Genomic DNA, 24269 nt, shown 5'->3' on the forward strand with positions numbered 1-24269 from the left:
ATGTCGTTATCAACATAAAATAGAATATCACTTTATGTCGTTATCGTCAAATATTGATGGTTAAAATAATTTGACCCCCATTCCCAAAGATAATTTTGAGAATGAGGGTCTATTAAAAATTTTTGGGATTTATTTTAAAGGCTTAATAACACGATTAATCCTCACTTTGTTTGGGCAAGGCAAACGATACGATCAGCGCGATAATTGCCAAAGCCAGCGTAAAGTAAAGTCCCGTGTGTACCCCGGACGTAAAACGCATCGCTTGACTGCCAGCTGCCGCATGCCGGCCTAATTCCAAGAAACTGGTAGCCAGAGCAGTTGCCAATGCCCCAACGATTTGCTGCATCGTATTCAAAATCGTACTGCCATCACTGGAGGCTGGTCCCCGCAATGCGTTTAGAGCACTAGTCTGCGCTGGTGACATTGCTAATGGACAGCCAATCATCAAGATCACGTGAGCCGCAATTACGTATGCAACTGCAGAATGATCAGTCGTCAAAAGCAGCATGACGATCCCGACGATGGCAATCACAAAACCAATCATGACTGGACGCTTGGCCCCAATTGAATCATACATCCGTCCAGCAAACGCGGAAACCAAAGCATTTACCAGACCACCTGGCAACATGACGATCCCAGTTAAGGCAACGGCCAACAGTAAGCCATTTTGCAGATACATTGGCATCAGATACATGGCCGAAAGAATAATACCAAAATCAAGCATGACCAATACAGCGCCAATTGTAAATGCCTTAACTTTGAAAACGCGCAGATTTAAGATCGGTGTTTCTAGTTTCAGCTGACGAATCACATAGGCAATCAATACCAAAATCCCAACCGCAAACGAGCCTAAGACTGGCCAAGAACCCCAGCCATCCAGACTGGACAGGCTCGCGCCAATTACCAGACCAGAAAAGCCAAGCACGGATTCAATGATTGAAAGCAGATCAATGTGAGGACGCGTTGGCTGACCAATATTTTCCAAAGCAGTTACGGCCAGGCATAAGGCGATGACCAAGAAAATTTCAAATGACCAAAAGATCCAGCGCCAGGAAAGCTTGGCCAGAATCAAACCAGTCAAAGTTGGCCCAATTGCCGGGGCAAACATGATTACCAAAGCACAGATGCCCATAATACTGCCAATCTTTTTAGGCGGGAAAATCTGCATCACAATCGTAAACATCAGTGGCAGAATCAGACCGGTTCCAATCCCTTGAATCATTCGACCCGCCAACAGAACCGCAAAGTTAGGCGCCAGTGCTGAAATTGCCGCACCGATAATAAAATCCAGCAGGGCAAAAATCACAATCTGGCGAGTTGTAAACCACTTGGCAATCAAACTGGACAGCGGCAAGACAATCCCAATAACCAGCATGTAGCCAGTTACCAGCCATTGTAAAACGGCCGTACTGGTATGAAAGACAATCATCAGCTTTGGCAGCGCGATGTTTAATGAAGTTTCACTAAACATGCCGACAAAAGCCCCCAAAAGCAAACTGGCCATCGTCAAGCCAGGGTGTTTGACGCGAAAAGCAGGTTCAGAAAAATTTTGCATATATTTTGCTCCTTTAATCAAATTGACTTGATTAAAGACCAAACAGCAAGCAGACTTAATTTGATGTATTCAATTAACGCTAACTCTTAATCTTAATCAGCATGTTTGCCATTCTAGCAAAAATTGCCTCGGTTTCGTAAGTACTTTTTTTGTAAATGGCAAATTTTTTCTAAAATCACCTGTCTTGCGCTTTTATCAAGAAACTTTGATACGATTTGCTGCAGTTGATCATATACAAATGTAATGTTTTTAATTACAATTAACACAAAAATATAAAAGAAAGCAGGTATCACAATGCGCAAACCAGTTCCGATGTTAGACAGCCATCTGTCAGGCGATGAATTTCTCAAACTGATTGTCGATAGTTTTCAGTCCGTTGTGTTTGGCACGGTTGATCAAAATGGCGATCCCCACACCAACGTCGCTGATATCGAGGTTTTAGACGGCAACCGGCTGATTTTTGCAACGACCTATCAAAAACCATTTTATCAGCGTTTAAAGGCTCATCCCCGCATCTCGATCACGGCTTTAAAAGGCAGCGAAACTCTGGACAGTGTTGGCTTCACCTTAACCGGCACGGCAGCTGAAGTCGATCAGCAGTATCTGGAGCAGATTTTTGCCGCACGACCGGAAATGCAGCAGATTTCGGCAAACCATTCTGAACGGCGCAGCATTTTAAGACCATTTGCCATTACGCCAATTGCCGGTTCGATTTACGACCTGCGCCAACAGCCGATTTTCCAGAAGCGAATTGAATTTTAAAGCTGGCTGTCTCAAAATTCATCTAAAACAGCACGACCCTGCCGCAAGTTTTGCGTCAGGGCCGTTTTGGTATGCTTAATTTAGATATGTCATTATGGAGGGTGGTTAGATGTCTTAGCAGCTCATTATGCAATATTCAAAAAACTTCAAACCCAGTAAAAATTACCTCTGCCATTTCACATCGCTCATGAATACTTCGAGAACATCAAAGACAGAAAATGGCTCAACCACGATTTTCGTGACGGAGCCATTTTCATTTTGCACTATTTTGCTTAAGCAACTGGATACGCAACTTCTTGATTTCCCTGCTCAAAGACCGTCAGATGATGCTCAGCCCGGTAAAGCGCCTTGCTGAATGATTGAACGGCCAGCTTGGGACTGACGGCAAACTTAATGCCATAGTCCTTGCAGGCTTCATTCAAAACCCAAGAAGATGGATGCGAGGCATAGGCCGTTACCAAAATCAACATGTCCAGATTCTTGGTCTGTTTGCGCAGCGTCTTGCGTTTGCCAGAGAAGGCGTCGATGAGCTTGGGATTCCCATGGTAGCTTTTCACGACTTCTTTGAGCATCTCACCGTTTTGACCATTGCCAATCGCGACGCCGACCTTTTGACCATGCAGATCCAGTTTGAGCTTTTGCTGAATCAGATTGTCAAAGGCATGATGCTTCTTAGTACGATTTTCCGTCCAAATATTTGCTTGCATTTCTTTCATCTGGGAAATATGAATATGAACATCATACTTACCATCAAGTGAAAGATGTCAGGGACAGTTAAAAATTGTATAGAAATGGCAATTTGAAAATGTACAATTATGGCAGTTTAAGATGGCGATTTATGAGTAGTCGCAGATATCGTCATAATATCACTACCTCTAATCGTTGAGTACCGGTTGCTTGTCATTTACATTACCAGAATTTTGATAAGCAAAAAGCGCCCAATCAGTATCCAAACTGATGAGCGCTGGTGACTGCTACTTGGACAGTCGCTTAATTAATTTTTAACGTGCTTATTAGGCACGATGATAAATACTAAGCACAAATGCCACATTGGGAGTTGTCTCCTTTCAGCACAAGTTAGGTTTCCTAAGCCTGCTCATGTGTGCTTTATTAATGTAACGTAATCAGAGTATGTTATAATGACTTTGTGATAAATACTAAGCCGTGTGCAGTGAGTGCTTCCTAACTTACAAGCCGGCTGGGCGCTCCTCAAAAGGGCGCTCTTTTATTAGCTCACAGTATCATGCTGTGGGCTTTTTTGTTTGCTCTTAAGCTTGGCTGACAGCCGTATTAGCAGACCCAGCATCTTGATAGATGTTGAGCCGTACCTTCTGAATTGAAAGTGATGCTACTAATACGCGCCGATTAGTCTTGCGATCGTTTGAAGCGGCGCTGACTTCAACGATTTCATTTTGAGCCATCCAAAAAGGCCTCCTATATGAGTTTCCTCAAGTATAGGAGGTCCGTATGGCGGTTGGAATACGTGTTGTTACTGTGTGCTTACACTCTAATAGTCGAGTTACTCAGGAAATCTACACACACGTTACTCACGAAGCAATTGTGAAAAATCGTGATCAATTGGAAAATTTGTGACCAGTTTGCTACCATTTTGCTACCACAAGCAAATAATTGGCAAAAATTCACAAACTCAATTGGCATTTTAAAAATTAGGCAAAAAGAAAAACCCTTGCACAGCAAGGGTTTTGGTCGACACTCGACTACTTAACGTCGCGACGACGTTCAGGAATACGAGCGGACTTACCAGTACGTTCACGGAATTAATGGTGGCATTCACTAACATCCCATAATGGTGTTAATACCATGTCACTACCTATTTCATTTTTATCTAAGTTAGTAAATACATTCAATATTGTATCACTATACTTTCACATTTTTGCTACCTAATGGCTACCCAGTGACTACTTCACAAGTCTATCTTTTGCAGACAGAAAAATACTGATATAAAGGCATTCTTTATTTTGATCGTACCTAGATACGTATTTTAAAATAAGCCTATCTAATCATATACAATCATTTATAATTAAAATTAGTAAAGTTTCTAAATATGGAGATGATTAATTTGGCTTTTTGGAACAAACCAGACCCAGATAAGCCTAAGCAGAATGGCTTTGAGAAGTATGGTGAAAAGTATATTAACGAAAACTTTCTTCAAGATGTTGACCCAAAGTATCGCGACATGCTTAACCAGATCGGCTTCAGTGAAAACTTCATCATGTCTGCACCATCTTTCACTAGCAATGATACCAAGACCCTATATCATGAGTTGGATGTGATTAAGATGCAGAATACTATTCTGATTCGCCAAAACGATGAAATCATTAAAGAGCTCAGGAAATTAAATCGTCCAAAATCTGAATGACGTTAAAAGCTGAACTATTGGGAGGTCATACATAATGGCAAAGCAAATTAAAGGCGAAGACGGTAAGGTTTACGTGGAAAAGAAACCGATCTACAAGCGAGTTTGGTTCTGGATCCTCGTTGTACTGGTTATCTTTATCGGCTCTGCAGCGGTGAGCGGTGGGAGTAACAGCTCATCATCAAGCAGCTCTTCATCTTCTGCTAAGTCCAGCTCTAGTTCTTCATCATCTCATGTTTCTGCAACCAAAGTAGCAGCGTTAAAATCCGCTCAAACTTATTCTGACACCATGCACATGTCTAAGCAAGGAATTTATGATCAGCTTACTTCTGATGCTGGTGATAAGTTTGACGATGCTTCAGCTCAATACGCAGTTGACCATGTTAAAGCTGACTGGAACAAGAATGCTCTGAAAGCTGCAGAAAGCTACCAGAAAGATCAAAATATGTCACCGGAAGCAATTCGCGATCAGCTTACTTCTGATGCCGGCGACAAGTTCACACAAGACCAAGCCGACTACGCTGTTAGCCACTTACCACAATAATTATATATGTAAACAAAAAGACAGTCCTAGCCTATGAGCCAGGACTGTCTTTTATTATTCGGTTACATCTATTAATGTATTACGCATTGCTGGAGCTAGTGGGGCTAGATTGTCCCTCCCAATTTTTTAACAGCTTCCTTCAATGCGTCAATCTCGGACTGGATGTCTTCTGGCGCTGGTTGCCAGTCGTGAGCTACCGTTCCTTTTTCAACCATAAGATGATGGACGACATTTTTCTTGCCTTGTGTTTCGCCACCCTTGCCAGCATAAATGAGCAAGGTGGTATTGCCACTACCGTTTAAGTTATCAAGGCTAAGCGTTACACTATCACGTTTGCCAGCCTTTAGATATTGTGCTTGGCTTCTCGGATTCAAGGTACTGTTATCGAACAGAATGACTTCATACTCACTTAGTGTACCCGTTCCCGTCAAGGTGCCTTCCGCTGATACGGTAATCAAATCACCCTGTTTAGGTTGTTCGGTAAAGTACAATTTAGTAAGCTCCCAATTGCCAGCAGAGTCACTCGTAGCGTCAACCACAATATCTGTACCAGTATTTGCAATTAAGTTACGCCCACCACCATTGCTGGTGATATCGTTAACCTTGCTATCCACACTTTTTGCGATATCCAAAGCCTGTGTAGCTGTGGGATTTGTTTCGCCTTGAACGCCTTGCGGGATTCCCAGATCAAGCGTGTAGGAGCCATTACCACCACTAAAACTAGCTGTTGGTGTCTGATCAGGGTCCAGTTTTGTCACTGTCCCAATTTTTAACGTAGGTGCAGGCCCTACATCACCTTTTTCACCCTTGTCGCCTTGTGGAATGTAAAACGTCAACTGGTTTTCACCATTGGTGATGGACTGCGTTACTGACGCTTTGCTACCGGCAGGCAAAGTGTTGGTGGCAACTACTTTGATGTTCTGCCCGGCTTTATGCAGATCGTCGATAATAGCGTTGATATCGGTAGTCGGGTCAATCGTCCCCAGTGTATCATCGATATTTTCGTGGACCCTAAACTCCATCACTCCGGTTGATGGATAGATAGCAGTAGATCCGTCATAGGTTTCCCACAGCTCTAGAGCATAGATACCGTCTGGCAGTCTAGTTAAGTTACTTGACGAAAGTTTGATAACATTGCCGAAAATCGTAACCGGGTATTCGCCAACGTACTTATCTCCCTTAGCCACCTTAGCTTTCCATGTGTGGCTGGCATCAGGTATGATTGGCCGTTTGTTATCAGCATATAGTTTGATGGTGATATCGTTAGTCGTATCTTCACGCTTAAAGTCAGTATATGTGATGTCGAACTGTGTCATCCTAATCACTCCTATTCAAACTTACCATACGCTTCGCCCGTGCGAGCGTTGCGGACAGCTACATAGCCATAGCCGTTGCCACGTGGTTGACGCACATAGACGAATTCACGGCCCCGCGACCAGGCGTCGTACTTGATAACACTGCCAGCCGGCAGGACTGCAATCGTAGATGCGCTTGGCAGAGCGCCCCACCGCAGATGTAAAGCCGTGTTGCTGATAAACTTGCCGTCTTCGGCGTGCCATACCGCACCCAAGTTGTCCGTCCACGTGGTCTGCGGTTTGACGACCGGCTTAGCCTGGTCAACCTTAGGCTGCGGTGCCGGTGCAGGGTTGGATACGTTAGCTTTGGCAAACTTGTCCCAAGCCGCTGCGTCTAGGTACCAGATAGACCGGTCCATGTCGCCACCGGTGTACTGCCAACCGGTGATGAACTTGAACGCACCGCTGGATACTGCCATGTTAGGCACCGTCCAACTGCCCCACGTCATAGATGCGTACTTAGCGACCCACACGCCACAGTCGTTGGCACAGTTGGCTACCTGAGCCAGAGCTGACTCGGACACATAGATAACACACCAGACACCGGTCCGGTCGTGCACACGGTCGACAAACCGGCGGACCCAAGTTGTGTTGCCAAAGGCGCTGTTCTGGTATCCCTCCCAGTCAATAATTAGCATACCCGTACCGACATAACCGCTGATATTGTTGATAAAGTAGTCAGCCTCTGCTACCGGATCACCACCGCCGGCGTAGTGGTAGTAGCCAAGCTTCTTGCCCAGCGATTTAGCCAGCTCCACCTGGTGATTGCACTTAGGGTTGACGTAGCCCGTGCCCTGTGTAGCCTTAACGATGACTGCCTGTGCGTGGCTGTCTTGGATGATGCTGTCAGACGAGCCACTGTATACGTCCACACTGTACATAGTCATGTTAGTTTTCCCCTTTCTTGCTTTCTGCCAAACCCGACTTTTCATAAGCGGACTGTACAACCGATTCGGCGTCTTCTGGCGCGATATGGTGTCCAGACTTAGCCAATGATGTTTGTACCATTTCAACCGCCGTAGCGTATTTGTCAGCTCCGCTCATGTTGCGACTAGCCATCGTGTTGACGGCTGCTTCTGCTACCTGTTCGGCCAACGTCCAAAGCTGACGCGATTGCTCCGTTTTGGCAGTCTTAGCCTTAGCGGTCAACAACGGCTTTGCGTATGTCCAAAGAAAGGCCACCAGTACGGCTAGTGTGCCAGATTGGATCAGCCATTCTACAATATCATTTGCTACTTTCATCGCTTGTCATCCCCCTTGACGATTACATGTTCCTCAATCCGTGCCAGCTGAACATCATGTTTGTCAGTAGTTGCTTCCAACTTATTGAGCCGTCGGTTAGTTGACTCACGGTCAGCTTTGAGACTGTCCAGAGCCATGTTAACTTTAATCATCGTTTGATTTAACTGAGCGATTGAGTCGCCCAGCCGGTCAAATTCGGCCTTGTTCGAGTCATGAGCCGTGTGTGTGATTGACGTCTTGAAGTACGTCATGACAACCCCAATCAGCGTCACAATGCTGACTAGCTCCCCCCAATCAAAGCCAAAAGGTCTATGCATATCCATGTCTCGCCTCGCTTTCCTGATCTAAAAGCCGCCCCACATGGTACTGTTATCTTTCTCTGGCGACTATGTTTTAGTTAACTAGGCTTGACTGTATCCGTGCTCGTGGATTCGCTGGCACCGGCATCTGACGTAGACGTACTTGCGTCCACGTAGTCCTTGCCAGTGATTTCCTTGTACTGATCTTTAGTGATCGTGTTGTACTGTACGTAGCACTCAATCGGGAACCCCCAAGAGTAAATCGTCTTGACAAAGTCAAATTCAGTCATCATAGTCTCTCACTCTCCCCTTAGTTAGTCGTCGTAGTCGTAGATTGTGCCTTAAGCTGAGCAACCGTTTGGCCAAGCATGGACACCATCTGCTTAAGTTGCGCGTTGTCCTGCTTGATCTGTACGTTTTCGGCGTTAGTTTTGGCTACCTGTTGGCCCAGCAGGCTGATCATCTGTTGCTCAGCGGTTGGTTCTGGCGTTGCTGGCTTGTTGAGTTCTTCAATCTCCTCTTTACTTAGCGTCTCAATCCACTTGCCTTGCGTAGCATCCCACTTCGGCTTATACATCCCCGCACCATTAGCGTCATATGGCACAATCAGTGTCTCATTTGCCTCCAAATCTGATCCTTTTGGCACGCTTGAGAAATAGTTGAAGTAGCCATTGTCATCATAATGATAGGCACTGACCAGTTCGTCTACCCATTCTTTCCCATTAAAAAACTGTGACCCATTTGGAGCCACAGTAGTTTGATTGTCTTGAAGTTTGGCATCTGCACTGACCTGTACTGCATCAAGATAATGGTGCGTACGGTCTTTTGTGTCAAACTCATAGACTACAATTGTATCGTTCATTTCATTGCTCCTTTCTACAGCCCGCCATCAACGTGAAGCCATACCATTGATGCATTGCCATAGCCGATTGCGTTATTGGTACTCCATACCTGGAAAGTATTCCCCCCGCCGAACGAAGTCTCAGCAGTGTAAGAACATTGATCAAGTGATGCACTAACCACATGGCTTGGGGCGTAATTGGTAGGTACACTGAAATACTCAGCGCCTTGTGTCAAATTGCTAATTTTTAATCCAGAAATTTCTAGTAAGCATAGTTTTGCTTGCCCAATGTTAGCGTAGAAAAGGTCATTAGCAACTAACGTTGCGCCATTAAGCACTGTGCAAGCAAAATTAACTCGATGCCAGTTTAGGTTTGCAAGATCTGTCTTCCCAAAGTTATCGTTGATGATTTTTGTCCAGTTCTCAACTGGGGTTAATTGTGTTAAAGCCATTTTTTGTCCTTTCCAGGACTGGCTTAGTTAGTCGAAGTGCAGATAAACCAGCGTAGTATCCATATCCATCAGATTATCAGTAGTGTTTGAAGACCAGAACGTGAAAGCATTCTGGCTAGCATGGCGATTGGTGATATAACTGACTTCGTTTAAAATTGCTCCTACTGCGTATGAAGGAGCTAACGCATCTGGCAAACTAAACAAGTCATGGCGCACTATGCTTGTTGTAGTTGCAATCTGCCAGAGAGATAAGACAACTAATTTTCCACCATTAAACGGCAGATACCAGCAATTAGAGTAGCCAGATGCGCCACTTAAAAAGGTAGCTGGTGAGTTGACATGAATAGCGCCATCAACAGGCAGTTTGTTGATCAATGCGGAGTTTGCGTTAAGAGTATTAAGCCAGTCCTCTTGTCCGTTGTTGATTAATTTGATTGACATTAGTAGGCACCTCCAATCTTGGCAGTGCCACTATTGCTAATCAGGAGCGCAGCTGCGCCCCCCCCCAGAAATATTTACAAACGTAATCATTTCTATGCCTCCTTTGGCCAGAATGTTACTTGACGCCAATTAGACCAAACATTGTTCTCATATCCCCGCACAAAAGCGTTCTGGTCAGCGTCCGTGAAAACCTGCAGCAAGTGTGATGTATTACCATGAATGCTGAGCAGTCCCAGCTTGCCATTTGGCAAATTGCCAGCAGAAGTCGTTGTTACATAGTAGCTCATACCAGGCGTGGTCAACGTGTTGAGATCGTCGCCAGTATTCTGAGCCACCATATAGCTCTTCACATAATTCTGCATATCAACCGTTGTTGGGATACCCTTTGTGTTGATCAAGCTTGTTGCAGTCTCCAAAGCCGATTGAGCAGACTTAAGTTGTGCAGTCAACGTTGCAATGGATGTACCATTGATCATTTCATCTGCTTTTGACTTTAAGTCGTTGATAACGTCTTCGAGTCGGTTGCTGTAGCTGTCATTTAGTGTGTTAAAGCTAACTGCTTGCCCTAAGACATTCAGGTTAAAGTCCAACGTGGAAATTCGTTCATTGGTGTCTGGATTGGTTATCACAAAGGCACCTGTCATAATGCCGGGATTCTGAAACATTTCTGCTGCCCAGATTACCGTGAAGAATCCACGTTTAAAGCTATCAGACTGCGCAACTTCTTTAGCACAGTTGGAAAGCACAAAGGTGTGTCCTGCGCTATCAGTTGCTTCGATCTGAAAGCCGTAGCCGGTCATATCCTGTGGTCGACCGTCCATTTTCAACGCTAGTGGCATTGGTGCTTGGCTGTCGCCAACCCGCCCTTGAAAATACGGCGTTAAATCGACAATCGAGCTTGCGTTCGGTTGCGCGTCCCGGACCAAGTCCAAGACAACTCGCGTATTAATCGCTGCCATAATCAGTCTCCTTTCATGTTATTTGCATAGCGTTCAAGCTGTCCTAACAGCTCAAGCGCTCGTTTAAAGTCATCATCTAAAACGGTCTTGGCCTCGCTGAAAGCTAACGACGTTGGCATGACCACGCTATATGGCGGCGTTAACGGCTCGCCATCAGCATCCCAATCAATCAGCTGCTGCTTGTTGTATAGCGTAACCAGATTGTTGATGTCATAGGCCATGCACTTTAACACTCGAAATATCCATAGTCTGGAATTGCGATTAAGCGCAGTTTCATTACACTCTTCTACGGTTAGCGTTGGAACGCTAAGCTCATAGTCGTCATTAACTTCTATCTCCAGCTGATATAGGTAGGCAATCTTTTGATATACAGCAGTGATACTGTTTGTCACATAGCCGATTAAATCCATTAAGATCACCTCCCTTAACTGTGTGGCCAGAACGTTACTTGACGCCATGATTTCCAGGCGTTGCTCCATCGCTGCCGTATCCAAACATCACCAGAATTAGTCTGATAGATTGTCTGCACTATCATGTCACCACTGTGATATGCATCGACTTTCATGACGAACCAGTCGCCCATATCAGTACCGGTGGCCGGATGATTAGTGTAGTTAGACAACGCATTAGGCATGTAGTACTTGCCCGTTGTCGTGTAGTCATTAAGGTCGCCGCTTGATACAGTTGTCGTAGCGTCGACATCAGGTATGCTTGGCTTGCCCGAGATGTTAGCCCACGTCAGGTCGGACTTAAGTGCAACATCTGGCTTGTTGGTTATCGCGGACCAGTCAAGCTTAGGCATCTGTATCTTAGGCTTGATAAGTGTCCACATATTGTCCCCGTCGTTGTTGTTGAACAGGAACTGGCCGTCTGGCGACAGCTTGGGGATTTTATTTTGGCCGTCCGGACTGGCAACCAGCATCTCGCCGCCTTGTAGCTCAGTGGTTGAATGGTCAAACCCGACAAAAGCGCCAGGCTTGATCGTGTAGTTGCCGTTCGGATCGGTTGGTTCAACAACCGTGCTGTCCGGCGCTTTGATCAGCTTGCCGGCAATATCAACGTCCTTGTCTAGTGCACTTGTATAGTTGCCTAGACCTGTCTTGCTGTCGTACTGCCACATGTCGGCATTGCTTGGCTGATCACTGCCCCACGCCGCAATCCAACGGTACACGCCCTGCTTAACAAGCGTGGCGTCGTCAAACTTGGCGTAGTTGCTTAATGAGCAGTACAGACCGGTATTCCAGCCGTACGCTGACCACTGTTTGCGGAACGATTCAAAGATGCTCGGCCATGAGCCGGCAATCGTGCCTTCCATGTCGAGAAAGTAGTACACGTTAGGCTGGATGTTTAGGCTCTTAGCGTTGTTGACCGAGTATTGCAGTTCTCCGTCCACGCCTTCGTAGTAGTGATAGGCATGAACAATCAGCCCGGCTTTAGTTGCGTTGGCGATATGGTCTGCTGCGCGCTCATCACGCGTCACGCCATGACCGATACGCACGACTACTGCTTTGACGCCGTTAGCTTTCATATTGGCCCAGTCGATACTGGTCGGCTGCCATTCCGATACGTCAACTACGTTTGCTGTCGTCAAATGCCTTCACCTCCGTTTCGTTCCAGGCGTTGTTTGAATCATCCCTGTTATTGCTGCTAATGATCAGTGATTTAGTCTGCTCTTGCAGTCTGGACAGATTAGTCTGCTGTGACCGTTGAAAATCAAGGATGTTAGCAGCATTGCTGTTTAGCGTAGCCGTAGACGACTGCGTATGGCTGTATGGATATTTCTGATACCCAACCAATCCAACTTTGGTGACGTAGTCAGCCGGCCGAATCTCCAGCCGTACCATATCACCTTCGATAATCTCTTTACCTGGATCAACCGTAAGCTGCAGAGTAAAGTCTGGATTAGCTTTAAATTGCGACTCGGCATAAGCTTTCATTTGCTCCTTGTCAGTGATGGTGTCACTGGTGATGTCATCCCCAACGAACAATCCCCAACGCTGATGGCTGGCTTCATCGACAAAATAAAAAGGAGCAAAGTAGTACTGCTCCTTAGAATCAGTGGTAGTCTGGATTTCCTGTGTCGCGCCAACCAGACGGGCAGCGTTTGTCATATCGGTGGTGTCATACTGCAGCTGGACTTCTGAAGTATCACGCAGATAGTCATAGCGGTGGCCATAGTCTTTGTAGAACTCATCATGCGAGTAGATACGCAGATTAAGATTGTCCGGCCAAAAGACCGCTGACGTCCATGCTTCCAGAATCCGGCTGATAGCGTCCTTGCCAGAACCGGCTGCATAAGGGTTTTCAACCATTGCATTGTTAAAGCTGCCGATTACCTGGTAGGTGATGTTCCAGTTCTTACCGTTATCACCGCCAAAAAAGGCATTAAGGATATCGCTTGGAGACACCGACTGAGCGACCGTGTCAGTATTATTCGGCACGTCCAAGGATACATTGCTGTTGCCAGTATGCGAGTACTGTCCCCAATCAACTGGATCACTACCGTAGATGTGCATTCGGCTGATTTCGCCGGAGATATGCTGCAGAGTAACAGCTGTCGTACCAATACCGCCAGAGTAGTCCGGCTCGCACTGTTTGATGACAAACCACTGCCCGTCAATCTCGACCATGTTCTGCACGGTCAGCATTTGATAGGCAACGGACTCGTCATCCCAAGCCGTAAAGTACGCTTGGTACGTGTTATTGACTTCCCAACTGATATAGATGCTGTCTTCCAGTGCCGAGTGGAGCATGGCGATCTGATCATCACCATTAGGCACCTTCAGAGCATGATCTTTGGTAGCAGCTACCTTTAAGACTACGCTCATGACAGATAAACGAACGGAAAGCTGAACGTGATGTCCACACTGCCGGCTCCTTCGGCAGTAAAGCTGTTCCATCCGGGCTCCAACGATATTGTCCCGTAGTCAGTCTTAGTGTTGGCAAGGTTGCCGTCCAGATAGGTGTTAATCCCGTTGAGTACGACCGTATGACTGCCATCGTTAGACTGCGTGTACTGCCAGCTGGCGCCATTGGTCTTGTTGGTAAGCTTAATGGAGTTGCCATTAAACCTGCATGAGATTTTGAGATCATGGCGCTGATAGTACGGGTCAATCGCAATATCGCTGGCGTTGTAGACGTCAAAACTCGTTGACGTAAAATGATAGCTCGGCAGATTCTTAGGCAGATTCATGCCAAACTGCCAGCCGTCAGCCACGCTAGGCAACGAATCACTCCGATACAGCGAATAACGATAACCGTTCGGTACGTCAAACGGAATTGAAAAGTTGGCGTCATTAGACCCTGGGGTAATCGGCGCGATATCAAATGGCGTTGGGATGCCAAAGTATACCTTGCCTGGACTGGTGTCAGTCCGTACCCGAACCAACTTGCGTGAGCCAAACAATCGATAAAGCTCATGTTTGGCCAACACTAAATCATCATATCCGCCAAAGCTAAGCCAGAATTTCTCGCTAAATGTCCTTTTAGCAAAGATCTGACCGGCAAATGGCGAGCCATCAGTGCCAGTCGTATCTTGGTACTGATTGGTAAATTGTGGCGACGAGCTGGCGTCGTCCAATCCGAGATAACGCAGTCCGGTTATCTGATCGCAGAGATTGATTTCCTGCTGATCGCCAACCTTGATCATGATATATGGATCCGACATCTGCTCATCCCCTTCCTAGAATCCTAATTGACGCATGCGCGCGTCTTTTGCTTCCTTTTTGTACAACTGTTGCATATCAAGACTGCCTTGTGCTTTAATCGCGTCTACCTGATCGCCGCTCAGACGCAACAAAATATCAAACTTGGACAGTAACTCGTCTAACTTGCGACTCAGAGCGTCTGACTGGCGATTATTTTCGCCGACAAATTGAGCATTATGGCTCAAAGTAGGATCATCGTTGCGGAATCTTGTAACGATCTCGCCAAGCAGCTGATATGCACGTGACCGTCTGCTGATGTCGGTCGGGATGACATATTCTGGCATGTTCTTTTCTGCAATCTCATAAACGCCATGGTTAGAGATCAGACCACCATTAGCCCAGCCGTGGCCTTGACCGACATTGCCCCAGCCACCTTCACCGCCATGTTCCAGAGCGTTGATAGCAGCTAAGATCTGGTCATATCCATTAAGGATTTGTTTGTGGCCAGGAATTGCCCAATGGTTAAAAGTACTTGGGATGAACTGCAGCAACCCTTGTGCGGGATTGCCGTTCGCCATGTTAATGTCCCAGACCTTTTGCGGTACGGTTGGATTACCGCCAGATTCGGTCTGGATCTGTTTTAACAGTTTAGAAACCTTCGTAGCAGTAGCTTCAACACCCAAAGTCTTGAAGGCTTTGATGATGTAAGGCCGCCAACGTTCGACCCCGGCACCGCCTGGGTTGGCAAGCGTCTCAAACTGCTTTTTGATCCAGTTGCCCATCTGCTTAGCGATATAAACCGGTACGTCCTTGACTAACTCTGCAGCAAACTTAACCGGCGTGCTGACGTGGACAAATTTTTGGAATACGGATTCCATAAACTCGACCGGCTTTGACATGATTTTGTCGACCATGCCTAAAACATCATCAGTTGCATCTCCGACTTTGCTGAGCAGTGAGCTGAAAGCATTGCCCACACCGTCTGCATAATGCGGAATCATCCCGAACATACGCGACAGCTGATAGCTCCGTTCACCGTCAAGCACACTGGTACCCTTTGGCAATGGCAGAATCAAGTTGCGCTTAGCTGGGAACATCCCAACTTGGCCATCTTTGGTCATAAACATCTCACGATAGTGTGCCGTCAAGCCGTCATTGACTTTGGCAAAGCCACCGGGATGAGTGTCGTTGGTACCGTTGGCGTAGCTTGGCATCGAAATGCTGAAATCTCCACCAATCTTAGATCCACCGACTTTATCAAGAATCCAGTTGATACCGCCTTTGACGTCATCGATCATGGTCTTAAATGGCTTAAGTACACCATTTACCAAATCAACGAAATGGCGATGTACACTGCCAACTGCATTGCTAACCGCATCTTGGATCTTGCCAAAAATGTCCTGCCAAATCTTGAGCATGTCTCCTAAACGACCGCCCGTCATATCATTTAGCTTGTTGTACATATCAGAAAAAATCTTGCGGTTGAACTTAAACATGTCCTGTGCAGTACGTTCGGTGTCTTCGCCTAAGCGATCCCAACGTCCCGAAACAAGATCATGCCAAGTAGTAGTCCGGTCCTCGATAACTTTATAGCCCGCTTGGAATGTTGACTTATGCTTGTTAAACATCTGCTGAGCCGAGCGGGCAGTATCGCTGCTCAATCTGTCCCAGCCACGTTCTACGGCATCAATTCCATCACCGGTCTTTTTCTTCAGATCTTTCCAGCCGTCCGCAAAGCTCTTTTTAGTCGAGTTCCACCAGTTGCCGATTTCTTTGTTGGTTTCCTTGGTTCGTTTGACAATAAGCGTGCCCAGGTCCTTAAAGGCTTTGCCAAAATCTTTGGCGAACTTGCCAATCTGTTTATGGTACTTAATGATCAGTGCAAGTGCGATTTCGATTGCAATCATCCAAGGGTTGAACCCAAGCGTGGCCACCTTGAGCACACGAGCAAAAAGCCCAATTCCTTTAATCAGAGCATTAAGGCCGGTCATTGCTTTGGTAAAGACAAATGCCGCCGCAACAGCTTTAGCAAAGCCAACTACCATTGTCTTATGCTTGGAACAGTACACAGCAAAGTTGACAACCGCCATCGAGAGTTTACCAAGGTCCTTGGCTAGGTCTGCAAATGCCTTTTTAGTAGACTTTTTGCTGAATGCTTCCGCCAAAGCAACCGAAGCTTTAGAAATTGCCGGCAGAAGTGCCTGACCAACCTCAATTTGAATTGCTTGCGATGCGTACTTGAACCGGTCTTGCGCGCTCTTAGCAGACTTCATGTTGCGCAGAGCCAGCTTGCCGACATAGTCTTCGTTGTACGCAGTCTTAACCTTGCCTTCGACTTCATCAAGGTCCTTGAGGTTGTTAGACAAGATAACAGCGGCGGATTGTGCCGACTGGCCGAATGCCTGGTTAAAGACTTTCAGCCGGTCTGCCTTAGGAACCTTCTTGTTGATCTGGTCAAAGATTTCTGGAATCGATTTAAGTTTCCCAGACTTAGTCTTGAAGTCATCCATTGACAATCCATACTCTTTAAATGCTTTTGTCGCACTTTGAGAGCCACTGGACAGACGTACGATAATCCGCTGCAGACTTGTACCGGCTTGAGATGCTTCCAAACCGTTGTTGGACAACTCACCCAGCGCTGATGCAGCATCTCTCATCGAGATACCAGCACCTTTGGCCGTACCGCCGGCATACTGCATACCAATACCAAGCTTAGAAAAGTCGGTAGACGTAACGTCAGCTGCCTTAGCCAGAGTGTTTGCTGTATAAGACGTGGCCTGCATCATCTTGTTAGCATTGTCGGACTTCATCCCGAAGGCTTCCAAAGTTGAGGTCGTGACTTCCATAGCATCGTTAAAGTCATCCCCGGAAGCCTTAGCTGCTTTAAGAAGTTGTGGCATGGCACCCAAAGCCATCTGACTGTCATACCCACGCTTGATCAGCGTCTGGTAACCTTCGGCAATTTGCTGTTGTGATACACCGTATTTGACCGACAGGCTGGAACCATCGGCATACATCTGATTGATTGCCTTCTGGACATCCTTGTGCTTTTCGCCGGCAGTCGTCATCAGGTTGGTGTTGGTGACGTACGTATGTTGTATGTCTTCAGCCTTCTTGGCACCATCAACCGTATATGCAGTAAATGCACTAACGGCAATTCCGGCAGCCATAACCCCGCTTTTAACAGAATCCCAGAAATTGTTTACCTGGCCTTTAAGCCGGTCCAGCCTTGGCTGAATCTGCTCAGTGTGGTCGCGCATCTTGATGATCGCATTGTCAACACGAGCAATACCAGTCGGCTCAAGGGATGCCTCCTGTACACGAAGCTGTTTAAGTTCATCTTGCGTTTTAGCAATCGACGTTGCAGTTTCGTCTAACCGTTGTTTCTGCTTGAGATAAGCGTCAGACGTTTCGCCAGAACGGCTCTTGATTTCCTCAAGCATTCTGGACTGGATCTTATACTGCTGTTGCAAGTTTTCCAGGCCAGAAGCCAGTTGATGATAGCGTGCAACGGTTTCAGAAGCGGTGCGATGTTCGGCCGCCATACGGTCAACGTAGGCTTGTGATGCCGATTGCGTCAACTTGTACTTGGACTGCAGGTCTGATAAGCCGGATGCTTGATACTCATAGGCTGCTTTAGCACGCTGAGCTTGAGCTTCGTAGCTGGCTAATTGACGATTGGCTTGATTGATCTGCTTTTCAAGTTTTAGCCATTGGTTGGCCTGTTTCTCGTTTGACTGATCAAGACCATCTTGACGACTGCGCAGTTCTTCAATCTTGGCACGCTGCAGTTCCATCGCCTGAGTAAGGCCATCAAGTTTCACCTTAGCCGCCTGCGTATAGTCGCCGCTGTTTTTTAAGGCTATTTCTTGAGCCTTCCAGGCATTGGTTGTGGCCGTGATTGCGTTTCGGAAGGCGGACATGCTCCCAACGGCAGAAATCGTATCAACCGAAATCCGTGTGGCCATTTCATTCTGTACTTTCAAGCTATCCACCTCCAAACATCTTAGATAATTGTGCGTGCGCGTCTTCTGGGCTCATTGGCCTGTCATCCCTTGACCGCGCATTCAAAGTTTCCAACAGTTCCAAATAATTTTGATTGTCTAAATCATCTGGCAAAACACCACTATTAAGCATCAACTGCTGCTTAAGGTAATTGATGTCTTCTATTTCTTGATTGATCTCCCAGATTCTTTTGCGGATTTCTCCGCTTCCGATTTTGGGGATTCATCCGTAGATTTAAGTGCTTCTTGTGCCTCTTTTTCGCTAACGCCAGATGTACGACTGCGCAGATAGGATAGATAAGCCCCAATTTCTGTTTCGGTAGCGTTGTCCCAAATACGGTCTTCGTCAATATGCAGCAATTGCGCGATAAACTTGATTGCACCATCAATAAATTCGGCTTCTTGATCAATGACTTCAACAAATTTCCCTTGTGCATCCTCATCGTTAACAGACTCATCAGTAGCCAGGGAAGCCTCTAACGCCTGCTTCATAAACTGGTTAAGCTTGTACGTTACCCGTACGGTTGGCTTAATCACAATTGGCTGCTTAATGCCAAACAGGGATGCATCTACTTTAATTTTTTCCATTTTTGACACCTCATATCAGCCGCCCCATTGGTACTGTGTATTTACTAGGCGACTTTAAATTTTTTAGCTGTGAGTAACAGTGTTGCTGGTGGTAGTGGTAGCTTGACCATGCTTGGTAATGTCATCGCCGACATAGCCGCCGAATACTTCCTTAAGCATAGCTGCAGCACTAAATCCAGTTGCGCCACTGTTCCATTGTTTGTAAGGCTGTTGCGTGCCCTTGGAGTTGACAAAGACAGTGTCATCAATTGGCGTCAAAGCTTGGTAGGTAAATGCAGCGTTGGCGTCAGTTTCGTTTTTGTTGTTGGTACCATGATTACGAGTTGGCATAATCATTTCGCCATTGGCAAACCCGTCAAAGTACTTGTTGCCCTTGAAATCGTCAGAGCAAATCAGCATTGCCAAGTGTGGCTTTTTGCCCAACGTAGCACCACCAGTTGTATCAAGTTCATAGCCGGTGCACTTCATGCCAATTTCATATGGCAAATCGAGGTACGTAACGGCAACCTGTGGAGTTGGCGTACCATGAGCGTTACGCTTAACTTTGTTGTTAGCGTATTGTTGCGTGCCTGCTTCTTCGATGTTAGTAATGTTGGCAGTCGTGGCACCTTCGCCATCACCGTCCAGCAATACTACGCCGGACTCAGAGAGCCCTTTTGTAGCGTCAGCAATAAGCTTCCCGGTATCGTCGATCATCCCTAACGCGATCCAATTGATACCGGAAGTAGAAATACCTGCGGACATTTAATTCCCCTCCTTGATAATTTCATTTTTTGCAAAATAAAAGACCTTCGTCACTTGTTTAGTGTCGGGGTCTTTTATGTGATTCTTCGATTGTTCGACAGTCCAATTATTATCAACAAACAGCCGTGCCAGTGCCTGCTCGCCATCTAGCGTGCTGACATCGTTGTCGAGTTTGTAGAATATCTGAACTTCCACACCGACCGTCCATCCCTTGAAAGTGTGGTTGGCATAGTAGGTGGGCTCGTTCAGCCATTCTGTAATCAAGCAGATCGTCTTGCCTTCATAATCGGACTCTTCTTCTGGGATCGAATCGGTATAAATCTCATCAATCCAGTCAAATTTGCCATTGATCAGATCTAGTGCTTGAAAAACTGGCAGTTCCATCATTTAACACCGCCATTTCTTGCATCAAGAACCTTTTTCTCTGCTGCAAAAACCTTGTCAGCCGAATCGCGACGCGCGTTGTCAGCAAAGTGAGTAGCCTTCATCTTAACGGTTCCATCATTTAGGAATCTGGCGATATAGGCTTTTTGACCAAAGCCGACAACGGAATTGCCGTCATCTTCACCGTCAATGTCAGTATTTTGAAAACCAACATTGTCTTGCAGGTGGCCATACTTTGGATTTTTCTTTGTCGAGCGCGGGGTTGCTTTGCGCAACTCGTCTGCTAAAACTTTTGCTCCAGCAGCAGTCATCGCTTTCCTCGTAGCATGATCAGGAATGGCGAATTTTTCGGCGTTCTTGCCAAATACCTCTAACATTTTACCGAGATCATCCATTGGTAGCACCAGCTTTCTTAGTATCCTTAAGCGTCAACAGATCATAACGCGTAGTCGTATGGCTCTCATCCCTGGATATGGTCAAGATGTCATAGATCGTACTGTCGCCCTTGAATCTCACCTTGAGCTGTTTGTCAACGTGATACTGAGAGCGGACAGCTACTACCGTTGTATCTGCTAATGCCGTCCCAACCAGAGCATACTGCTGTGATTGAGACCGCTGATAGATTGCGCAGTGCAGAGTTTGAGTCGGCACAAACTTTTGATGCGAACCGCCTAATGTCCTGCTCGGAACAGTTGATACCGTACCGATTTCAATTATGTGGTTCAGACGGCTGATTGGTAGTTTCATCTTGGCTCGCCTCCCAAACGTCGTATCGTCCACGCAGCTGACCAATAATGCTGTTGACGGTCAGATCAATCTCGTATGTCTGGACATCTGACATGCTCAGGCGGTATTGGTAATAAGTAGCTGCAAGCGACTTTACCGCCATATCAAACAATGGCGAGACATTGCTTTGCGTGTAAAATGCATCCCCATCACCAATTGCACCTTTAACATACTGCTCGGCTGCACCAATGTAGGCTTGCAGCAGTACGTCATCGTCCGTGCCGTCAAGGTATAGTACCTTTTTTACATCGTCTACTGATACAGCCATTTAAATCGCCTACTTACCAGCGCCTGCGGAAGCTTGGAAGTTAGCCGTCTGATCAGCAACCGTCGTAAACGAGCCAACTGCGTATGCATCACCATCGACTTGTTCAACGTCGAACCGGTCAATGACACGAATCTTGGTTTCATCATGTTCAAAGGCGCCAGCACCAACGTTGGTCGTCAGCAGACTCATGTTCTCGCGGTCAAACAGCGTGATAGCCTGCTTAAAGTCGCCGTAGTACAGTGGATGAGCACTAGATACGTCTGGGAGCCAACGGTCAGCAACTACCGTGACTGGCTTACCGCCAATACGATAGATTTCGGGACTGGTTGGGTCACGTTGTACCAGGTAGTCGCCCATTGCGTTCTTAACCTTGGCCAGAACGGCAAAACCAGATTGGTTGGTCAAGAACGATGACGTAGCGTTGATTGCAGGGTCAAGTGCGGTCAGTTCCAAGTCCTTGATGTCATCAAACTTAGCAATCGTTGGCTTTTTGGATGCCGTATTCATAACTGCCAGAATAGCTTGGTTACGAGTAACGACGACTTTACGAGCAATCCAAGTAGACAGCCATGCAATAATGTTTTCAGCCGTGTCTTTCAGCAGCGTGTTAGTAACGGTCGTGATACCAGCGTAACGCTTGATCAGGTACTTGATCGTGGTCAGTTCTGGATCGTCGTTGTCACCAATTGCAGCCGTTTCATCATCCAGTGATGCTAATGGCTTGATGTCGGATAACTTTTCATAAACCCGCGAACCGGATTCGGTCGTTACAGATTCCACACGAACCAGGTTCTGCAGAGATGCGTATTGACGCACCAGAGTATTAATAGTCGTGCGGATGTCGTCTGGAATCGTCAGACCACCGTTACCAGTTCCAGACGTTCCCGTAGTAACCATATCCTTGAAGTCCTTAACAAACTTGTCTTTCAGCGACAGTTGGTTGTCATTCAGCGGCTCCTTGTCGCTGTCGTGCATCTTAACTACTTCTGCTGCGCGAGCTTCGTTAAGCTGGTCTTTCAGAGCATCGCGACGTTCCTTGGCATGGTCGCGTTGTTCCTTCAAATCTGCAAAAGCTGCTTGATCGAAAGAGTCGTCCATCAGAGCGACGTTAAGCTTATCGTTCAGATCAGAAACCTTTTGGCCGGCTTCAATCCAAGCGTTGTTCAGTTCATTGATTCCCATGTTGGGCCTCCTTTTTGTCCAATAAAATAGCCAGCTTCTCGTCATAAACAGACGGAGCCGGCTTTTCTTCTGGCTTTGGCTGTTCGGCCTTGGCCATAAGCGTCATGAATTTGTTGATTGCGGCGTGCGAAGGGATACTGTGGACAGCATTGACCACTTGTGGCTGACTTTCATCGGCGAACATGATTTTGTCGGCAAAGCCCTTATCAACGGCATCTTTAGCCGTCATCCAAGTTTCGTCAGACATCAGCTTTTCGATTTCATCCCGCTTTAAGCCTGTTTTGGCTTCGTAAGCGTTGATAATCGTTTGGTCAACGGTATCCATCATCTTGGAATCATGGTCGAGATCGTCGGCGTTGCCTTGCGTTACGGTCCATGCCTTATGGATCATCATCTGTGCGGTTGGCGACATGTTGATCTCATCCCCAGCCATCGCGATAACCGATGCTGCACTAGCAGCTAGGCCCAGCACGTTAACCGTAACTTTGCCGGGATAGTCACGCAGCATCGTATAGATTTCAGACGCTGCGTGTACGTCCCCACCTGGCGATGCAATGTCTACCACCAGATCATCATCGGCATCGGCTAACATTCGTTCAACCGCCTGAGGATAGGCGGAATCCAGATCAAACCAGCTGTAAAATTTGCCGGTCATGTTGTCGACAACGTCGCCTTTAATGTTAATCTTGGTCATCGTTCTCACCTCCCTTCTTTGCATTATCAGCTCGTGGAAGCCTTTCCGGTAAATACCCGGATTGTTCAAGCACGTAAGCAGCCTGATTGCCTGCCAGAGCCCCCGATTTAACCATCGATGCAATCGTGCCGGCAAACGTATCACCAAGCGGATCAACGGCCGGTCGCAGGTCCAGTTTGACATTGCCAGTCAGCTTGTTGCTGAGCTCGCTGTCAATCGCTTTGGCAAAACGGCTCAGCGACTTGGCATAGTCATTACCCATCATGGCCAACGATGACTGTTGGTCACCTTGCCCATTGATAACCGAGTCGGATACACCGTATACCTTGGCAATCTGTGCGCCAGTCCAATTGGCTTGATTCAGCAGTTGAGCAACGTTTCCCTGGATTTCCAAAGGCTGGTAGTCTTCCAAATCGTCAAGCACGATTGGCCCGCTCCCTGACGCCTGCATCTGCTGCATAAACTTCTGCGAGCGTTGAGCTTTTTCCTTAGCGTTGAGCAACCCGCCTTTCTGGATCTTTAAAATCCCAGGCGCAGAAATAGACTGCGCAAGTGCTGAGAGAGTCAGTCGATTACTTGCCTTGCTGATACTCAGCTCATTAGCCAGAGCTGACAGTGGACTGATGCCAGTCTTACCGCCATTTTTGGACAAAAGCCGAATATGGATCATGTCGGACTGTGGTATGGCCTCAACAACGCCAACGCTTGGCTCATCAAACGTAACCGTATAGATCAGCCCAGAGCCGTCTTCAAGCAAATATGGCGATACCTGAGATGGCCTTAGATACTCCCAATAACTATCAATGCCATTGTTATTGCGCCAACGGTAGGCAAAACACTCACCGCCAAGCAGCAGTTGAGCAAACATTGACTGCCAGAAAGCATGAGCGTTGCTGGTGACGGTAGGATTGTCAAGCATCCCTTGCGTCCGCGACTTTTCGGTAACAAACCGGCCATTTGCCAAATCCGAACTCAGCTGAAAGATCAGCGAGTAGACGTCAGAATTATGCAGAGCAGTTGATGCATCCACATAATCGCTAGTGCCGTTTGGATTGAGGAAATTGATAATGCTTTGATCATCCGCGATCGATAAAACAGAGTTAGCTTTATTTCTCAGTTTAAAAATCGGCATTCAATCACCTCCT

The 24269-nt window shown here is 46.7% G+C and carries 29 protein-coding genes; 3 read left to right on the forward strand and 26 right to left on the reverse strand.

What is annotated here, in order from left to right; all coding sequences use genetic code 11:
* Window positions 1-154: 154 nt before the first annotated feature.
* Complete coding sequence (locus H0G69_RS06310; protein ID WP_048345364.1) at window positions 155-1555, reverse strand: DHA2 family efflux MFS transporter permease subunit; 1401 nt, start codon at window positions 1553-1555, stop codon at window positions 155-157.
* Window positions 1556-1849: 294 nt separating this feature from the next.
* Here H0G69_RS06310 and H0G69_RS06315 point away from each other — a divergent pair, with 294 nt between their 5' ends.
* A complete protein-coding gene (locus tag H0G69_RS06315) occupies window positions 1850-2317 on the forward strand; it encodes a pyridoxamine 5'-phosphate oxidase family protein (RefSeq protein WP_180304458.1) in 468 nt (155 codons plus the stop codon).
* 272 nt (window positions 2318-2589) lie between these two features.
* On the opposite strand, the gene H0G69_RS06320 is transcribed toward H0G69_RS06315, so the two are convergent.
* Together H0G69_RS06320 and H0G69_RS06325 are read right to left on the reverse strand one after the other, a co-directional pair.
* Window positions 2590-3024: a DUF2325 domain-containing protein gene (locus H0G69_RS06320; protein ID WP_180304459.1), complete on the reverse strand. Its 435-nt coding sequence runs from the start codon at window positions 3022-3024 to the stop codon at window positions 2590-2592.
* A gap of 561 nt (window positions 3025-3585) precedes the next feature.
* Window positions 3586-3738 (reverse strand): hypothetical protein, encoded by a 153-nt coding sequence (locus tag H0G69_RS06325; protein ID WP_160248879.1) that lies wholly within the window; start codon window positions 3736-3738, stop codon window positions 3586-3588.
* Between the two features lie 644 nt (window positions 3739-4382).
* Here H0G69_RS06325 and H0G69_RS06330 point away from each other — a divergent pair.
* Both H0G69_RS06330 and H0G69_RS06335 read left to right on the forward strand, forming a co-directional pair.
* On the forward strand, window positions 4383-4697 hold the full coding sequence (locus tag H0G69_RS06330) for a hypothetical protein (protein ID WP_180304460.1): 315 nt from the start codon (window positions 4383-4385) through the stop codon (window positions 4695-4697).
* Between the two features lie 34 nt (window positions 4698-4731).
* Complete coding sequence (locus H0G69_RS06335; RefSeq protein ID WP_180304461.1) at window positions 4732-5238, forward strand: Ltp family lipoprotein; 507 nt, start codon at window positions 4732-4734, stop codon at window positions 5236-5238.
* 104 nt (window positions 5239-5342) lie between these two features.
* Here the strand turns inward: H0G69_RS06335 and H0G69_RS06340 are convergent, their stop codons facing one another.
* The 23 genes from H0G69_RS06340 to H0G69_RS06450 all read right to left on the reverse strand — a co-directional run bounded on the left by H0G69_RS06340 (window position 5343) and on the right by H0G69_RS06450 (window position 24256).
* Entirely contained in the window at window positions 5343-6554 is a 1212-nt protein-coding gene (locus H0G69_RS06340; RefSeq protein ID WP_180304462.1) for a hypothetical protein, read from the reverse strand.
* A gap of 11 nt (window positions 6555-6565) precedes the next feature.
* A complete protein-coding gene (locus tag H0G69_RS06345) occupies window positions 6566-7480 on the reverse strand; it encodes a GH25 family lysozyme (protein ID WP_180304463.1) in 915 nt (304 codons plus the stop codon).
* A gap of 1 nt (window position 7481) precedes the next feature.
* The gene (locus tag H0G69_RS06350) at window positions 7482-7835 is read right to left on the reverse strand and encodes a phage holin, LLH family (protein ID WP_180304464.1); all 354 of its coding nucleotides are present in this window, start codon (window positions 7833-7835) and stop codon (window positions 7482-7484) included.
* Window positions 7832-8158 (reverse strand): hypothetical protein, encoded by a 327-nt coding sequence (locus H0G69_RS06355; protein WP_180304465.1) that lies wholly within the window; start codon window positions 8156-8158, stop codon window positions 7832-7834. The genes H0G69_RS06350 and H0G69_RS06355 overlap by 4 nt, the downstream gene beginning before the upstream one ends.
* A gap of 74 nt (window positions 8159-8232) precedes the next feature.
* Window positions 8233-8427: an XkdX family protein gene (locus H0G69_RS06360; RefSeq protein ID WP_240164325.1), complete on the reverse strand. Its 195-nt coding sequence runs from the start codon at window positions 8425-8427 to the stop codon at window positions 8233-8235.
* Window positions 8428-8444: 17 nt separating this feature from the next.
* Complete coding sequence (locus H0G69_RS06365; RefSeq protein WP_180304466.1) at window positions 8445-8996, reverse strand: YomQ N-terminal domain-containing protein; 552 nt, start codon at window positions 8994-8996, stop codon at window positions 8445-8447.
* Window positions 8997-9010: 14 nt separating this feature from the next.
* The gene (locus tag H0G69_RS06370) at window positions 9011-9427 is read right to left on the reverse strand and encodes a hypothetical protein (RefSeq protein ID WP_180304467.1); all 417 of its coding nucleotides are present in this window, start codon (window positions 9425-9427) and stop codon (window positions 9011-9013) included.
* 27 nt (window positions 9428-9454) lie between these two features.
* Window positions 9455-9868, reverse strand: coding sequence for a hypothetical protein (locus H0G69_RS06375; RefSeq protein ID WP_180304468.1), 414 nt, complete (start codon window positions 9866-9868; stop codon window positions 9455-9457).
* A 92-nt stretch (window positions 9869-9960) separates the two neighbouring features.
* Entirely contained in the window at window positions 9961-10827 is an 867-nt protein-coding gene (locus tag H0G69_RS06380) for a BppU family phage baseplate upper protein (protein WP_180304469.1), read from the reverse strand.
* A gap of 2 nt (window positions 10828-10829) precedes the next feature.
* Entirely contained in the window at window positions 10830-11237 is a 408-nt protein-coding gene (locus tag H0G69_RS06385) for a hypothetical protein (protein ID WP_180304470.1), read from the reverse strand.
* Between the two features lie 14 nt (window positions 11238-11251).
* Complete coding sequence (locus H0G69_RS06390; RefSeq protein WP_180304471.1) at window positions 11252-12418, reverse strand: GH25 family lysozyme; 1167 nt, start codon at window positions 12416-12418, stop codon at window positions 11252-11254.
* Window positions 12396-13655 (reverse strand): phage tail protein, encoded by a 1260-nt coding sequence (locus tag H0G69_RS06395; protein WP_180304472.1) that lies wholly within the window; start codon window positions 13653-13655, stop codon window positions 12396-12398. Before H0G69_RS06395 ends, H0G69_RS06390 begins: the two co-directional genes overlap by 23 nt.
* A complete protein-coding gene (locus H0G69_RS06400; protein ID WP_180304473.1) occupies window positions 13652-14494 on the reverse strand; it encodes a phage tail domain-containing protein in 843 nt (280 codons plus the stop codon). Before H0G69_RS06400 ends, H0G69_RS06395 begins: the two co-directional genes overlap by 4 nt.
* Before the next feature lie 15 nt (window positions 14495-14509).
* A complete protein-coding gene (locus H0G69_RS06405; protein WP_180304474.1) occupies window positions 14510-18460 on the reverse strand; it encodes a phage tail tape measure protein in 3951 nt (1316 codons plus the stop codon).
* Window positions 18461-18640: 180 nt separating this feature from the next.
* Window positions 18641-19066 (reverse strand): hypothetical protein, encoded by a 426-nt coding sequence (locus H0G69_RS06410; protein WP_180304475.1) that lies wholly within the window; start codon window positions 19064-19066, stop codon window positions 18641-18643.
* A 63-nt stretch (window positions 19067-19129) separates the two neighbouring features.
* The gene (locus H0G69_RS06415; RefSeq protein WP_180304476.1) at window positions 19130-19810 is read right to left on the reverse strand and encodes a phage tail protein; all 681 of its coding nucleotides are present in this window, start codon (window positions 19808-19810) and stop codon (window positions 19130-19132) included.
* Complete coding sequence (locus H0G69_RS06420; protein WP_240164326.1) at window positions 19811-20197, reverse strand: DUF806 family protein; 387 nt, start codon at window positions 20195-20197, stop codon at window positions 19811-19813. It lies immediately after the preceding gene.
* The gene (locus H0G69_RS06425) at window positions 20194-20589 is read right to left on the reverse strand and encodes an HK97-gp10 family putative phage morphogenesis protein (protein WP_180304477.1); all 396 of its coding nucleotides are present in this window, start codon (window positions 20587-20589) and stop codon (window positions 20194-20196) included. Before H0G69_RS06425 ends, H0G69_RS06420 begins: the two co-directional genes overlap by 4 nt.
* Complete coding sequence (locus tag H0G69_RS06430; RefSeq protein ID WP_180304478.1) at window positions 20582-20941, reverse strand: phage head closure protein; 360 nt, start codon at window positions 20939-20941, stop codon at window positions 20582-20584. Before H0G69_RS06430 ends, H0G69_RS06425 begins: the two co-directional genes overlap by 8 nt.
* Complete coding sequence (locus H0G69_RS06435; RefSeq protein WP_180304479.1) at window positions 20904-21248, reverse strand: head-tail connector protein; 345 nt, start codon at window positions 21246-21248, stop codon at window positions 20904-20906. Before H0G69_RS06435 ends, H0G69_RS06430 begins: the two co-directional genes overlap by 38 nt.
* A gap of 9 nt (window positions 21249-21257) precedes the next feature.
* Window positions 21258-22430, reverse strand: a complete 1173-nt coding sequence (locus tag H0G69_RS06440; RefSeq protein WP_180304480.1) for a phage major capsid protein — start codon at window positions 22428-22430, stop codon at window positions 21258-21260.
* Window positions 22417-23124 (reverse strand): head maturation protease, ClpP-related, encoded by a 708-nt coding sequence (locus H0G69_RS06445; RefSeq protein WP_240164327.1) that lies wholly within the window; start codon window positions 23122-23124, stop codon window positions 22417-22419. Before H0G69_RS06445 ends, H0G69_RS06440 begins: the two co-directional genes overlap by 14 nt.
* A complete protein-coding gene (locus H0G69_RS06450) occupies window positions 23111-24256 on the reverse strand; it encodes a phage portal protein (RefSeq protein ID WP_180304482.1) in 1146 nt (381 codons plus the stop codon). The genes H0G69_RS06445 and H0G69_RS06450 overlap by 14 nt, the downstream gene beginning before the upstream one ends.
* Between the last annotated feature and the right edge of the window lie 13 nt (window positions 24257-24269).

This window comes from Limosilactobacillus mucosae, assembly GCF_013423865.1.
GTDB lineage: Bacteria > Bacillota > Bacilli > Lactobacillales > Lactobacillaceae > Limosilactobacillus > Limosilactobacillus mucosae.